Genomic DNA, 14,230 nt, shown 5'->3' on the forward strand with positions numbered 1-14,230 from the left:
GCGCGCGGCACTCAACAGGGGAGCAGGGGCGATGAAACCGTTGCGCAAGGCGGTGTTTCCGGTGGCCGGGCTGGGCACCCGGAACTTGCCGGCCACCAAATCGGTGCCGAAGGAAATGCTGCCGGTCGTTGACCGGCCGCTCATCCAATATGCGGTCGACGAAGCGCTGGCCGCCGGGATCGAGCAGCTGATCTTCGTCACCGGGCGCGGCAAGGCGGCGATGGAGGATTATTTCGACATCGCCTACGAGCTGGAACGGACAATGTCCGAGCGCGGCAAGTCGCTTGCGCCGCTTGCCGGCACCCGGCTCGCGCCCGGCCAGATGGCGTTTGTCCGCCAGCAGGAGCCGCTGGGGCTTGGCCATGCGGTCTGGTGCGCGCGGCATCTGGTGGGCGATGAGCCGTTTGCGGTGCTGCTGGTCGATGAGCTGTTGTGGAACCCCGCCTGTCCGTCGATCAGCCAGCTGGCCGAAACCTATGCCGAGACCGGCGGCAACGTGATCTCGGTGCTCGAGGTGCCCGAGGGCCAGACCCATCGCTATGGCATTGTCGATCCGGGTGCGGTCAGCGGCGATGTCACCGAGGTGCGCGGGCTGGTCGAAAAACCGGCCCCGGGCACCGCGCCGTCGCGGCTGGCGGCGATCGGCCGCTATGTGCTTCAGCCCGAGGTGATGCGGGTGCTGGAAACGCAGGAGCGTGGCGCAGGCGGCGAGATTCAGCTGACGGACGCGCTCGCCCAGCTGATCGGGAAGCAGCCATTTCATGCCCGGACCTTCCGGGGCGCGCGCTATGACTGTGGCGACAAGACCGGGTTTGTGCAGGCCAATCTCGCGCTCGCACTTGAGCGGGAGGATATCGGGGCGGATGTCCGCACCTTTGCCGAGGGGCTGATCGCCGGGGGGCGATAAGCCCGCCTCGATCCCCGGTGGAACCCCTCAGGCGGGAATCGCGGTGCGCACTGCGCTTGCCGAACCGGGCCGGGCCGAGGCCAGCAGGTCGCTGATCCGCCGGGCGGCTCCCGCCGTGCCGAACGGGTAGCGGGGCGTGCGGTCCGGTCCCCGTCTGGCAAGGTGACGGGCAGTGGCGGCAATGATCCGGTCGGGCGCGCGGCCGACCAGTTCGGCCGCCCCAGCCTCGATCGCCTCCGTGCGTTCGGTCGTCTCGCGCAGGACGAGCACGGGAACGCCAAAGGCCGGCACCTCTTCCTGCAGCCCGCCACTGTCGGTCAGCACCAGCCGCGCGGCATCCACGATGCGCAGCAGCGACGGATAATCGAGCGGTTCGACCAGCGTGATGCCGGGCACGCCCGCTAGCGCATCGGCGATGGCCTGCCGCACCGCCGGGGCCGGGTGCAGCGGCATCAGGATCTGCACATCGCCGCCATCAGCGATCCCGCGCAGCGCATCGGCAATGCCGGCAAGCGGCGCTCCCAGCGTTTCGCGCCGGTGGCAGGTCGCGAGCAGAATCGCGCGGTCCCCGGCTGCGGCCACCAGCTCGCTCCCCCGCCTGCCAAGCGACGGATCGGTCCGCAGCCGGTCGCGCATCTGTTCGAGGGCGTCGATCCCGGTATTGCCGGTCAGGTGCACGCGGGCGGCGGGCACATTTTCGTCGAGCAGCGCCTGCACCGCGCGCGGCGTGGGGGCGAAATGCAGCCCGGCGATGGTGGCGATCATCCGCCGGTGCGCCTCTTCGGGCCAGGGATGGTCGAGCGATCCGCTGCGCAGCCCCGCCTCGACATGGGCAACGGGCAGGTGGCGATAATGCGCGGCAAGGGCACCGGCGAGCGCGCTGGCGGTGTCGCCCTGCACGATCACATGATCGGGGGCGACCTCGTCGATCACTGCACCGATCGCGGCCAGCAGCCGGCCGAGCAGCGTGTCGAGCGGCTGGTTCTGGGTCATCAGGTCGAGTGTATGATCGGGGACGATGCCGAACAGTTGCAGCGCCGAACCGGCCAGATCGCGATGCTGGCCGGTAAAGCAGACGCTCACATCGAAACGGATATCGTCACGCATCGCCAAGATCAGCGGGGCGAGCTTGATCGCTTCCGGCCGGGTGCCGAATATGAACATCATCCTTGCCATCAACGCCCCCGCACGTCCCTGTCCTGAGGACAGTGGATGGTTAGTCCTTAGGACAACAGACCATGCGTCAGGCAAGACCAAAGCTGGATAATGATCCGTCCCGGATGTTTCTCCTGCAACGCCAACGCGGCGGAGTGCGTGTCTCAGACGCCGCGATAGGTGCGGAACCAGTCGACAAAGGCGGGGATTCCCCGATCGAGCGGGGTCGTCGGGCGATAGCCGAGATCGGCGGCAATCGCGCTCACATCGGCAAATGTGTCCTTCACATCGCCGGGCTGCATCGGCTTGTGCTCGCGGATCGCGGGGCGGCCGCACGCCTGTTCGATCAGGTCGATCAGCCGGGTCAGCGGCTCCGACCGGCTGTTGCCGATATTGTAGATGCGGTGCGGCGCGACGCTGCCGCCCGCCTTGGGCTGCCCGTCATCGGCCGGGGGGCGGTCCAGACAGGCGACCACGCCGTCGACGATGTCGTCGATAAAGGTGAAATCGCGCCGCATGTCGCCATGGTTGAACACGCTGATCGGCCGCCCGGCGAGGATCGCATCGGTGAACAGCCATGGGGCCATGTCCGGCCGCCCCCAGGGACCATAGACGGTGAAGAAGCGCAGGCCGGTGAGCGCGATCCGGTAGAGATGGGCATAGGTCTCGCTCATCAGCTCATCGGCCTTTTTGGTGGCCGCATAGAGCGAGACGGGATGGTCGACCCGGTCCTCCACCCGGAAGGGCAGCTGGGTGTTGCCGCCATAGACCGACGAGGACGAGGCATAGACCATCGGCACCCGGCGCTCGCGCGCCAGCTCCAGCATGTTCAGATGCCCGACCAGATTGGCCTGCGCATAGGCGCGGGGGTTTTCGATCGAATAGCGGACGCCCGCCTGCGCCCCCAGATGGGCGATGCGCGCGAAATCGAGCCCGGCAAGCGCGGTGGCGAGCGCGTCATGATCGGCAAAGTCAGTGCGGATCAGCCGGAAACGCGCGCCATGCCGCTTTGCCAGTTCTGCGGCCCGGTCTTCCTTCAGCTGGGGCAGATAATAGCGGACGAAGCTGTCGATGCCGATCACGGTCTCGCCGGCCGCCAGCAGCCGGTCGGTGAGGTGAAAGCCGATAAAACCGGCGGCACCGGTCACCAATGTCGTCATCATCTACCCCCGATGGGCGGCCCGGGCGAGCCGGTCGCGGATGGCAAGGCCCAGACCGCTGGCCGGCACGGGCGCGACGGCGATGCGCGCCCGGTCCGATTCGTCGGCCTGATGGAGCAGGTCGAATAGCCGGGCAGCGGCTTCGACAAGGTTACCATCGGCGCTGAGCGTCGCATCGCCCGCCACCGCGCCGAAGCCGATCAGATATTCGTCCTCCCGCGCTGTTTGGGCGTCGAGGCGCAGCGGCTTGTGCGGGGCATAATGGCTGCTCAGCTGCCCGGGGGCCTCGATGGCGGCCATGCCTTCGGGGATCACCGCCGAAAGATCCTCGGCGCTGATCGGGCCGGGGCGCAGCAGCTCGGTCCGGCCGTCCGCGACCTTGACGATCGTTGATTCAAGCCCGGCCGGCGTCGCCCCGGCATCGAGGATCAGGGGAATCCGCCCCGCCAGCGTCTTGGCGACATGGGCGGCACGGGTCGGGCTGATCGTGCCGCTGAGATTGGCCGATGGCGCGGCAAGCGGCCGGCCGGCAGCGGCGATCAGCGCGCGCATCGCCGGATGCGCGGGCATGCGCAGCGCAACCGTTGGCAGGCCGGCGGTCACGATTGCGGGCAATGTGCCGCGATGCGGCAGCACAAGAGTGAGCGGACCCGGCCAATGGCGCGCGGCAAGGGCGCGGGCAGGGGCGTCGAACCGGGCAAGCTCTTCCGCCATCGCCATGCTGTCGACATGCACGATCAGCGGGTTGAAGGCGGGCCGCCCCTTGGCCGCATAGATGCCGGCAACCGCGGCGGCGTCGGTCGCGTCGGCGGCAAGGCCGTAAACCGTCTCGGTCGGCACGGCGACGCAACCGCCCGCACGGATCAGCACGGCGGCTTCGGCAATGCCGGCGGCATCGGCCGGGATGATGCGGGTGTTTGAGCGGCTCACCGCCCCGCGCTATAGCCTTGCCGAGCCATTCTCAAGGAGCCCCATGACCTACACCCCGCCCGTCGCCGAACAGCGTTTCGTGCTCGATCATGTCGTGCGCATCCAGGAACTGGCCGCGCATCCCGGCTTTGCCGACGCCACCCCCGATACCGTGGATGCGATTCTGGACGGTGCCGGGGCGTTTGCTGCCGGCGAATATGCGCCGCTCAACCGCATCGGCGATACGGTCGGCGCGCGCTGGCAGGACGGCGTGGTGACGATGCCCGAGGGCTACAAGGCTGCCTATCGCGCCTTTGTCGACAGCGGCTGGGGATCGATCAACGGCCCGGTCGACTTTGGCGGGCAGGGCCTGCCCTATGCGCTGGCGACGGTGGTGATGGAGGATCTTGGCACCGCCAATATGGGCTTTTCGCTCATCAACATGCTGACCCCGGGCGCGATCGAGGCGCTGGTCGCGCATGGCTCGCCCGAGCAGCAGGCGACCTGGCTGCCCAAGCTGATCAGCGGCGAATGGAACGGCACGATGAACCTGACCGAGCCGCAGGCCGGGTCCGATGTCGGCGCGCTGCGTTCCAGCGCGACCCCGGCGGGCGATGGCAGCTGGCGGATCAAGGGGCAGAAAATCTACATCACCTTTGGCGAGCATGACCTGACCGACAATATCGTCCATCTGGTGCTGGCCCGTACGCCCGGCGCGCCCGCCGGGACCAAGGGGATTTCGCTGTTTCTGGTCCCCAAATACCGGCTCAACCCCGATGGCACGCCCGGCGCGTTCAACGATGTCCGCTGCGTGTCGATCGAACACAAGCTGGGGATCAACGCCTCGCCCACCTGCACGCTCAGCTTTGGCGACAATGACGATTGCCATGGCTGGCTGATCGGCGCGGAAATGGCGGGCATGCGGGCGATGTTCACGATGATGAACAATGCCCGGCTGAATGTCGGCCTGCAGGGCGTGCAGATCGCCGAGCGCGCGACCCAGCAGGCGCTCGGCTATGCGCGCGACCGGGTCCAGCTCGGCCGGCCGATTATCGAGCATCCCGATGTCCGGCGGATGCTGGTGCGGATGCGCTCGCTCACCCAGGCGGCGCGCGCGCTCGTCTATTATGCCGCCGGCCAGGCCGATCGCGCCCATCTGGGCGACGATGCGGCGCGCGCCCGGCTCGACCTGTTGACCCCGCTTGCCAAGGCGTGGGGCACCGATATCGGCTGCGAGGTCGCCTCGCTCGGCGTGCAGATCCATGGCGGCATGGGCTTTGTCGAGGAAACCGGCGCGGCCCAGCATTACCGCGATATCCGCATCGCCCCGATCTATGAAGGCACCAACGGCATTCAGGCGGCCGATCTGGTCAACCGCAAGCTGCCGATGGATGGCGGGCAGGTGTTCGCATCGCTGATCGCCGATATCCGCGCCGAGGCGGGGGACGAGGCCGGGCTGATGGCGCTGCTCGACGGCATCGAATCGGTCGCGCGCTGGATGCTCGGCAACGAAGCCTCGGTCGACGACCGGCTCGCCGGCTCCTATCCGCTGACCACCATGTTGTCGGTGGCGACCGCCGGCTGGCTGATGGCGCGGCAGGCGCGGATCGCGGCCGCCGAGGCGACCGATCCCGGCTTTGCCGCGCTCAAGCAGGTCGCGGCGCGCTATTTCCTCGACCATGTCGTGCCCGAGGCGGCGGGGCTGGAAGCGGCCGCGCGCGGCGGTGCGGCATTGTTCTACCAGCTCGATGCGGAGACGCTAGCGGCCTGAGGGGCCGGTTCGGGCGCGGGCCGGCGCCGCCTGAGCTTGCGCCCTTGCGCGAATGTCTAGATCTTCATCCTGTTCCCGGGGGCGTGGCTCCCGGGAACATCGCTCAGGTGTGAATGAACCAGCGCCCGGTGCCCTCAAGCCCCAGCGCGGTCAGGCGGCCGGACCGATAGGCCCCGGTGTCGATGCCGATGCGGTTCGGCTGTTCATCGACCGTGTCGGTGATGCTGTGGCCATGGACGACGATATGGCCATGGTCGCCGCGATAATCGAGGAAATCGCCCCGGATCCAGCGCAGGTCGCCGCCCTGCTGCGCGTCGAGCGGCACGCGCGGGCGGATGCCAGCATGGACGAACAGATAGTCGCCGATGACGATCCGGTCTTCGAAACCGCCAATGAAATCGGCATGGGCGGCCGGCACGATTTCCGCCAGCCGCGCCGCCAGCTCGTCGAAATCGAGCGCATTATATTCATCCTCGCCGATGCCATAGCTGAGGATGGTCGCGCGGCCGCCGATGCGCACGAAAAAGCGCAGCGCCTCGCCCGATCCGGTCAGCGCCTTCAAAAACACTTCCTCGTGATTGCCCATCAGCACGCGGACCTTGCGGCCGCTGGCCGCAAGCGTGCGCACCCGTTCGACGACGCCGGCCGAATCCGGCCCGCGATCGACCAGATCGCCCAGAAAGATCAGCTGGCTGTCGGCGGCTCCGCGTGCCCGGTCGTCGGCATCGATGCGGAACAGCAGATCGTCGAGCAGATCGCGCCGCCCATGCACATCGCCGATCGCATAGATGCGCTGGCCGGCGGGAATGGCGGCGGGAGGCGGCGCCGGCGCGCGTTTGAAAAGACCAAGAACCATTTTGTCGTCGTTCTCGCCAATTGCGGCTTTGCACGGAAATGCACCGGCCATGCCGCGCCGCGCTATAGCCGATCCGGCGCTGAATGCCAGATGAGCGGACCCGGCAAAGCCGCCGGGCGGTGCGTCAGGCGCGGGCGAAGAGTTCGGCCGGGTCGATCCGCAGCCGTTCGATGACGCCGCGGATGCGCGGCCATTGCTGGTCGATAAAGGCGCGGCGCTCGCTTTCGAGCAGCCTTTCGGTCGCGCCTTCGGCCACGAACATGCCGACGCCGCGCCGCACCACCACCAGCCCTTCTTCCTGAAACAGCTGATAGGCCTTGGCGACGGTCAGCGGGTTCGCGCCCTGTTCGGCGGCAAAGGCGCGCACCGATGGCAGCATGTCACCATCGCCATAGCGCCCCTCGAGGATCGCATCGGCGATCCGGTCGCGGAGCTGGAGATAGACGGGCCGCTCGCTGCTCATATGTGCTTCACTGCCCTAACACAGTGCGCCACGTCAAGCCCGGTCAAGGCCAGTGGCGGACGACATCGTGGTAAACCGGGCGCGGCCGTTCCTCGAGCGGCTGGGCGGGCGAACCGAGATAGATGAAGCCCGCGATCCGGTCGCCCTCACGCCCGCCCAGCGCAGCGCACACCTGCGTGTCGAATGCCGCCCAGCCGGTCAGCCAGCCGGCGACAAATCCGTGCGCGGTCGCTGCCGTCACCAGATTCATGCAGGCGGCCCCGGCCGAAAGCTGCTGTTCCCAGAGCGGGATCTTGCTCGGCTGCACGGGCGTCGACAGCACCGCGACCAGCGTTGGCGCCTGATGGGCGAACTGGTCGATGGCGGCGACGTCGCTGCTGCCATCTGCCGCAGCGCCGCGCTGTGCCCGGAATGCATCCTGCAACAGCGTGGCAAAGGCGGCGCGGTCCTCGATCACCACGAACCGCCATGGCGCAAGCTTACCATGATCGGGAACGCGCATCGCCGCCGACAGGATGGCGTGCAGCTGCCCGGCATCGGGGCCGGGGGCGATCATGTCGCGCGGCTTGCCCGAGCGGCGGGTGGCGAGCAGCGATTGCGGGGAGGAGACGTCGTTAAAAGTCATGCGCTGGCGCTAACAGCTGGGCTGGCGGCGGGCAATCGCGCGGCTATGCTTGGGCCCATGTGGCTTGCCCTTGTTCTCGCCCTGACGGCTGCCGCGCCGGAGACCGCCGATCCCGCGGGCCTGCGCGCGCTGATCGCCGAGGATGTGCGCGTCGCGCGGATCGGCGACCGGTTGGCGCGGGCCGGGCCGTGCGCGGCCGTGCTCAGCAACCCCGGCTTCGTCGTGCAGGACATCGTCCAATATGCGCCCGAACTGCACGCGTCCGCACGGTCGGCGCTTGGTCTTGGCGATCTACCGACCCTGGTCGCCGTGCTGGATGGCAGTGCGGCGGCGGCGGCGGGGCTGCGGCCGGGCGACATGCTGGCGGCCATCGACGGGGCCGAGGTGCCGCCGCCGGGCAAGGCGCGCGGCTTTGAGCGCATGGCGGCGGTCGAGACGCAGATCGAGGCCGCACTGGCGCGGGGACGGCTCGATCTGGAAATCCTGCGCGACGGGCGGCCGATGACACTCAGCATCCTGCCGACACCGGGATGCCGGACGCGCTTCCAGCTTCAGCCCGGCGGGCGGCTGAATGCCTCGGCGGACGGGGTTTACGTGCAGGTGTCGGGCGCGCTGGCCGATTTTGCCGCGACCGATGACGAGCTGGCGCTGATCGTCGCGCATGAGCTTGCGCACAATCTGCTGGGCCACAAGGCGCGGCTCGATGCTCAGGGCGTGTCGCGCGGGCTGCTTGCGGGGCTGGGCAAAGGCGCGCGTCGGGTGCGCGCGACCGAGGAGGAGGCCGATCGCTGGGCGCTCTATCTGATGGCGCGCGCCGGGTTCGACATCGCCGCCGCGCCCGCTTTCTGGGAACGGCTGGGCCGCAAGGCCGACCCCGGCATTTTCTCCGACGGCACGCATGACGGCTGGCGTGACCGCGTGGCCAAGGCGCAGGTCGAAATCGCCCGGATCCGCGCGCTCCAGGCGGCAGGCGCGCCGATCCTGCCGCCCGAAGTTAACGCTTCACAGCGCGCGTTTCCGCGCTAGGGTCGCGGTCGACAGAGCCGCGTCAGGCGGCCGATGGGACTATCCAGGGAGCAGTTTCAAACATGGGCAATGTCAATGCCGGCGCGTCGGGCGGGCCGGAGGCGGCAGGCGGCGCGGAATGGTTCGGCCATCCCCGGCAGCTGGCGCGGCTGTTTACCACCGAGATGTGGGAGCGTTTCGGCTTTTACGGGATGCGGGCGCTGCTCGCGCTTTATCTCACCAAGCACTTCCTGTTCAGCGATCAGACGACCGGCGGGCTTTATGGCGGCTTCACCGCGCTCGTCTATCTGACGCCGCTGGTCGGCGGGCTGCTGGCCGATCGTTATCTGGGCGCGAAGAAATCGGTGAAGTTCGGGGCCGTGCTGATGGCGCTCGGCTATTTCATCCTGTGCTTCGGCGGCGAGACCGCCAAGCCGCATGCGGTGATCGACGGCCAGCGTTACGAAATGCGGACCGAGAATGTCGCCGACCGGCCGACGAGCAGTGGTGATGAGCGCCGTTACGTGATCGATGGCGACGACCGCTTGCTGATCAAGGGCAATGACGATGGCAGCGTCGCGCTGCTGCGCGCCGACGGCTCGGTCGCGCGCACCGTTGCCAAGGGCGGTTTCAAAAGCGAGGCCGACCGCGACACAAGCTTTGTGCTGCTGATGCTGCTCGGCCTGTCGATGGTCACCATCGGCAACGGTTTCTTCAAGCCCAACATCTCGACCATCGTTGGCGAGCTTTATGCGCAGGGCGACCGGCGCCGCGACGCCGGCTTCACGATTTTCTACATGGGGATCAACCTCGGCTCGCTGCTGTCGCAGCTGCTCTGCCCGCTGCTCGCCGACACGGTCGGCTGGTGGGCGGGCTTCGGGCTGGCGGCGCTCGGGATGCTGGCGTCATGGGCGCTGATCCAGTTCGATGGCGGCCGCCTGGCCGGCTATGGCGAAACGCCAGCCGCGTCCGGTCCCGACCGGACGATCCTGATCTATCTGGGCGCAATCGCGGCCGTGCCGGTGTCGCTGTTCCTGTTCTGGAACCTGATGGGCGCGCCCCGGCCCGAGCCGGGGGCGGGGATCACCGGTTATCTGATGTCGCTGCCGCTGATGGGCAAGCTGCTGTTCGGCACCTTCCTGGTCTCGGTGCCCGGCATCCTGATCTGGGCGGCGCGCGCGGGCGACAAGGCCGAGTTCCAGATGATGCTGGCGGCGATGACGCTGATCGTGTTCAATGTCGTGTTCTGGACGCTGTTCGAACAGGCCGGTTCGTCGCTGACGCTGTTTGCCGATCGCAACACCGATCTGTCGATTTTCGGCCTGTTCAGCATTTCCGCCGGCCAGACGCAGTTCTTCAACGCGTTGTTCATCGTCGCGCTCGCGCCGGTGTTCAGCCTGTTGTGGAATGCGCTTGCGAGGCGCGGGATCGAGCCGACCATCCCGATCAAGTTCGCCATCGCGCTGATGGGCGTGGGCGCGGGTTTCCTGTTCCTCGTCTGGGGCGCGCAGTTTGCCGGGCCTGATTTCAAGGTCGCGATCTGGTGGCTGGCTGGCCTGTATTTCATCCACTCGGCGGCCGAGCTGTGCATCTCGCCGGTCGGGCTGTCGATGATCACCAAGCTGTCCATCGCCCGCATTGTCGGGCTGATGATGGGCGTCTGGTTCCTGTCGATCTCGGTCGCGCAATATGTCGCCGGCATCGTCGCGCAGGTGGCGAGCGTCGAGACGGTCGGCGGGCAGGTGACCAACCTCAAGGTCAGCCTTGAAACCTATGCGGGGGTGTTTTCGACCATCGGGATCGCATCGATGGCGATTGGCGTGGTGTTGCTGGTCTTCTCACCGATCATCAGGAAGTGGATGCATGGTGTTCAATAAACTCGCCACGGCCAGCCTGGTCGCGCTGACGCTTGTCGGCTGCGCGACCGCGGGGGCCAAGCCCGCGCCGGCCACCGCCAGAGCCGCCCCGGTCAAGATCGATCCGGATCCCTTTCCATCGACCTACAAGCCCTATCCGGGCGTCGCGACGCTGGTGACCAACGTCACCATTTTCGACGGCGAGGGCGGGCGGATCGAGCGCGGTCAGGCGCTGTTTGCCGGTGGCAAGATCGTCGCCGTCGGCCAGACGGTCGAGGCCCCGGCGGGGGCCAATGTGATCGACGGCACCGGCAAATGGCTGACGCCCGGCGTGATCGACATTCACAGCCATCTGGGCGACTATCCCTCGCCCGGCGTGCAGGCCCATTCGGACGGCAATGAGGCGACCGGCCCGGTCCGCGCCGAGGTGTGGGCCGAACACAGCGTCTGGCCGCAGGATCCGGGCTTTTCGCGCGCGCTTGCCAATGGCGGGGTGACGACGCTTCAGATCCTGCCCGGTTCGGCCAATCTGTTCGGCGGCCGCTCGGTCACGCTCAAAAATGTGCCGGCGCGCACGATGCAGGGGATGAAGTTCCCCGGCGCGCCTTATGGCCTTAAAATGGCGTGCGGCGAGAACCCCAAGCGCGTCTATGGCTCGCGCAACCAGATGCCGGCGACGCGCATGGGCAATGTCGCCGTCGACCGCCAGACCTGGGCGCGCGCGCAGGAATATAAGCGGCGCTGGGACAAATATGAAAAGGACGGCGGCGAGCCGCCCGCCCGCGACATTGCGATGGACACGCTGCGCGGCGTGCTGGCGGGCGAGATCCTCGTCCACAACCATTGCTACCGCGCCGATGAAATGGCCATCGTGATCGATATGGCCAAGGAGTTCGGCTACAAGGTTTCGACCTTCCACCATGCGGTCGAAAGCTACAAGATCGCCGATCTGCTGCGGGACAACGGCATTTGTTCGGCGCTGTGGGCCGATTGGTGGGGCTTCAAAATGGAAGCCTATGACGCGATCAACGAGAATCTGCCGCTCGTCCACCGCGCCGGGGCGTGTGCCATCACCCATTCGGACGATGCCAATGGCATCCAGCGGCTTAATCAGGAAACCGCCAAGGCACTCGCCAATGGCCGCCGCATCGGCATCGACATTCCCGATGAGGTCGCCTGGACCTGGCTGGCGATCAATCCGGCCCGGGCGATGGGCATTGCCGACCGCACCGGCAGCCTGAAGCCCGGCAAGATGGCCGATCTGGTGCTGTGGAACGGCCATCCGTTCAGCGTCTATACCCGGCCTGAAAAGGTGTGGATCGACGGGGCGCTGCTTTACGACGCGCGCGATCCGAAACGCCGTCCGGTCAGCGATTTCGAACTCGGCCAGCCCGGTGAGGGAGACACGAAATGAAGGCGCTGCTGATGCTGGGGGCGGCGCTGGCCGCAGCGGTTCCGGCCGGGGCCGAAACGGTGGCGATTGTCGGCGGGCGCGTGGCGCTGGGCGACGGATCGGCACCGGTCGACAATGGCAATGTCATCCTGCGTGACGGGCGCATCGTCGCGGCGGGGGCCGGGGTCGCGGTGCCGCCGGGGGCGCGGGTGATCGATGCGACCGGCAAATGGGTCGCGCCCGGCTTTGTCGCCGGGTTCAGCCGGCTGGGGCTGGTCGAGGTCGATGCGGTCGACGACACCAACGACACCGCCGCGCGCGGTTCGCCCTATTCGGCGGCGATCGATATCGAGCCGGGGATCAACCCGCGCGTGTCGGCCATTGCCGTCAGCCGTGCCGGTGGCGTGACCCGTGCGGTCGTCGCCCCCGAAACCGCGAACGAGATTTTCGCCGGGCAGGGCGCGGTGATCGACACCGGCGCGGACATGGATGCGGTGACGGTGCCGCGCGCCTTCCAGTTCGTCGAGCTGGGCGAGGCGGGCGCGCGCACGGCCGGGGGCAGCCGCCCGGCGGCGATCCTCGAGTTCCGCACCAAGCTGCGCGCGGCGCAAAGCTATGCGCGCAATCCGGCCGGCTATGGCGGCGACAGCAAGGATGCGCTGCTGCCGGCAGCCGATGCCGCGGCGCTTGTCGCTGTGGTCGAAGGCCGGGTGCCGCTGCTCGTCCATGTCGAAAGCGCGTCGGATATCCTGACCGTGCTGCGTCTGAAGCGCGATTTCGCGGCGCTGCGCCTCGTGCTTGTCGGCGCGTCCGAAGGCTGGATGGTCGCGCGCGAGATTGCGGCGGCGCGGGTGCCGGTGCTCGCCTCGGCGCTCAACGACCTGCCGGCCTCGTTCGAGATGCTGGCCGCCACCCAGTCCAATATCGGCCGCCTGCGCGCGGCGGGCGTCACCGTCGGGATCGGGATGATCGACGACAATGAGGCGCGGCAGGCGCGCTATGCCGCGCAATATGCCGGCAATCTGGTTGCCCTGTCGCGCATTCCGGGGGCCGGCGGGATGAGCTGGGGCGATGCGCTGGCCGCGATCACCTCTGCGCCTGCCGAGGCGCTGGGGCTGGGCGGCGAGATCGGCTCGCTGCGTCCGGGCCGGCGCGCCGACGTGGTGCTGTGGAGCGGCGATCCGCTGGAGCTGCAAAGCAAGGCGGAGCGGGTGTGGATCGACGGCGTCGAACAGCCGCTCGGCACCCGCCAGACGCGGCTGCGCGACCGCTATCTCCAGCCGCAGGAAGGCGATCTGCCCAAGGCCTATCAGCGCTGAGGCCGGGCGGGCGAAGCGAAGACGAACCGGGGAGGAGCGGATGAACGGGTTGACGGCGGTCTGGCTGGGCGTGGGCGGCTTTGTCGGCACGCATCTGCTTCTGTCCCATCCGCTGCGCGCGCCGCTGGTCGCGCGGCTGGGCGAAAAGGGCTTTCAGGGCCTGTATTCGCTGGTCGCCTTCGCCACGTTCGGGCTGATGGTCTGGGCGCTCAAGCGCATCGGGCCGGAGGCGTTTCTGTGGTCGCCCCCCGGCTGGGCCTGGCCGGTCGCAAGCGGGGTGATGCTGGTTGCCAGCATTTTGCTGGCGGGATCGATGGTCGGCAATCCGGCGCTGCCGGGCATGCCGCACGATCCCGCCGGCCCGCGCGGCGTGCTGGCGATCACCCGCCATCCGATGATGTGGGGATTTGCGCTGTGGGCGCTGGTGCACGGGCTGATCTGGCCCCAGCCCTCGGTGCTGATCCTTGCCGGGGGGATTGCCCTGCTCGCGCTGGTCGGCGCGGCCGGGCAGGATGCCAAGAAATCCCGGCTCCAGCCCGATTTCTGGCCGGGCTGGCGCGCGCGCACCGCCTTTGTGCCGTTCACCGGGCCTGCCCCGCTTCGCGCGCTCTGGCCCGGCTGGCGGGTGCTGGCAGCGGGCGTGGCGCTGTGGCTCGCCGCCACCTGGCTGCATCCGGTGGCGGGTGCCCCGGCCGTCGGCATCTGGGCCGAGGCCGGGGATGTCACGGTTAGAGCGGCCGATCCGATTGCATCGGATGGGCCGCTCTAGGCCTTTGACTTACCGCATTTTCCGAGTCGCCGGGTGTTTCAA

The 14,230-nt window shown here is 68.2% G+C and carries 13 protein-coding genes; 7 read left to right on the forward strand and 6 right to left on the reverse strand.

The features are described 5' to 3' along the window. Nucleotides 1-31: 31 nt before the first annotated feature. The gene (locus OPU66_RS00310; protein ID WP_498551606.1) at nucleotides 32-907 is read left to right on the forward strand and encodes a UTP--glucose-1-phosphate uridylyltransferase; all 876 of its coding nucleotides are present in this window, start codon (nucleotides 32-34) and stop codon (nucleotides 905-907) included. Nucleotides 908-934: 27 nt separating this feature from the next. Here OPU66_RS00310 and wecB read toward each other — a convergent pair whose 3' ends face one another. The 3 genes from wecB to OPU66_RS00325 all read right to left on the reverse strand — a co-directional run bounded on the left by wecB (nucleotide 935) and on the right by OPU66_RS00325 (nucleotide 4,152). Then, nucleotides 935-2,074: a non-hydrolyzing UDP-N-acetylglucosamine 2-epimerase gene (gene wecB / locus OPU66_RS00315; RefSeq protein ID WP_498551607.1), complete on the reverse strand. Its 1,140-nt coding sequence runs from the start codon at nucleotides 2,072-2,074 to the stop codon at nucleotides 935-937. 152 nt (nucleotides 2,075-2,226) lie between these two features. Further along, complete coding sequence (locus tag OPU66_RS00320; RefSeq protein ID WP_498551784.1) at nucleotides 2,227-3,222, reverse strand: GDP-mannose 4,6-dehydratase; 996 nt, start codon at nucleotides 3,220-3,222, stop codon at nucleotides 2,227-2,229. Nucleotides 3,223-3,225: 3 nt separating this feature from the next. After that, complete coding sequence (locus tag OPU66_RS00325) at nucleotides 3,226-4,152, reverse strand: L-threonylcarbamoyladenylate synthase (protein ID WP_498551608.1); 927 nt, start codon at nucleotides 4,150-4,152, stop codon at nucleotides 3,226-3,228. A 43-nt stretch (nucleotides 4,153-4,195) separates the two neighbouring features. Here OPU66_RS00325 and OPU66_RS00330 point away from each other — a divergent pair, with 43 nt between their 5' ends. After that, nucleotides 4,196-5,902, forward strand: coding sequence for an acyl-CoA dehydrogenase (locus OPU66_RS00330; protein ID WP_498551609.1), 1,707 nt, complete (start codon nucleotides 4,196-4,198; stop codon nucleotides 5,900-5,902). 103 nt (nucleotides 5,903-6,005) lie between these two features. Here the strand turns inward: OPU66_RS00330 and OPU66_RS00335 are convergent, their stop codons facing one another. The 3 genes from OPU66_RS00335 to OPU66_RS00345 form a co-directional block, all read right to left on the reverse strand. Next, entirely contained in the window at nucleotides 6,006-6,758 is a 753-nt protein-coding gene (locus OPU66_RS00335) for a metallophosphoesterase (RefSeq protein WP_498551610.1), read from the reverse strand. 124 nt (nucleotides 6,759-6,882) lie between these two features. Continuing rightward, complete coding sequence (locus OPU66_RS00340; protein ID WP_498551611.1) at nucleotides 6,883-7,221, reverse strand: GntR family transcriptional regulator; 339 nt, start codon at nucleotides 7,219-7,221, stop codon at nucleotides 6,883-6,885. Between the two features lie 43 nt (nucleotides 7,222-7,264). After that, nucleotides 7,265-7,846 (reverse strand): nitroreductase family protein, encoded by a 582-nt coding sequence (locus tag OPU66_RS00345; RefSeq protein ID WP_498551612.1) that lies wholly within the window; start codon nucleotides 7,844-7,846, stop codon nucleotides 7,265-7,267. 57 nt (nucleotides 7,847-7,903) lie between these two features. Between OPU66_RS00345 and OPU66_RS00350 the strand changes: the two genes are divergently transcribed. The 5 genes from OPU66_RS00350 to OPU66_RS00370 all read left to right on the forward strand — a co-directional run bounded on the left by OPU66_RS00350 (nucleotide 7,904) and on the right by OPU66_RS00370 (nucleotide 14,188). Beyond that, nucleotides 7,904-8,872 (forward strand): M48 family metallopeptidase, encoded by a 969-nt coding sequence (locus tag OPU66_RS00350; protein WP_498551613.1) that lies wholly within the window; start codon nucleotides 7,904-7,906, stop codon nucleotides 8,870-8,872. A 62-nt stretch (nucleotides 8,873-8,934) separates the two neighbouring features. Then, nucleotides 8,935-10,728, forward strand: coding sequence for a peptide MFS transporter (locus tag OPU66_RS00355; protein ID WP_498551614.1), 1,794 nt, complete (start codon nucleotides 8,935-8,937; stop codon nucleotides 10,726-10,728). Next, entirely contained in the window at nucleotides 10,715-12,121 is a 1,407-nt protein-coding gene (locus tag OPU66_RS00360; protein ID WP_498551615.1) for an amidohydrolase, read from the forward strand. The genes OPU66_RS00355 and OPU66_RS00360 overlap by 14 nt, the downstream gene beginning before the upstream one ends. Then, nucleotides 12,118-13,419 carry an amidohydrolase family protein gene (locus OPU66_RS00365; protein ID WP_498551616.1) on the forward strand — a complete coding sequence of 434 codons (1,302 nt, stop codon included), beginning with the start codon at nucleotides 12,118-12,120 and terminating at the stop codon, nucleotides 13,417-13,419. Before OPU66_RS00360 ends, OPU66_RS00365 begins: the two co-directional genes overlap by 4 nt. A gap of 40 nt (nucleotides 13,420-13,459) precedes the next feature. Next, on the forward strand, nucleotides 13,460-14,188 hold the full coding sequence (locus OPU66_RS00370) for an NnrU family protein (protein ID WP_498551617.1): 729 nt from the start codon (nucleotides 13,460-13,462) through the stop codon (nucleotides 14,186-14,188). Nucleotides 14,189-14,230 lie beyond the last annotated feature (42 nt).

The sequence above is a fragment of the Sphingomonas sp. URJC2 genome (genome assembly GCF_059803575.1).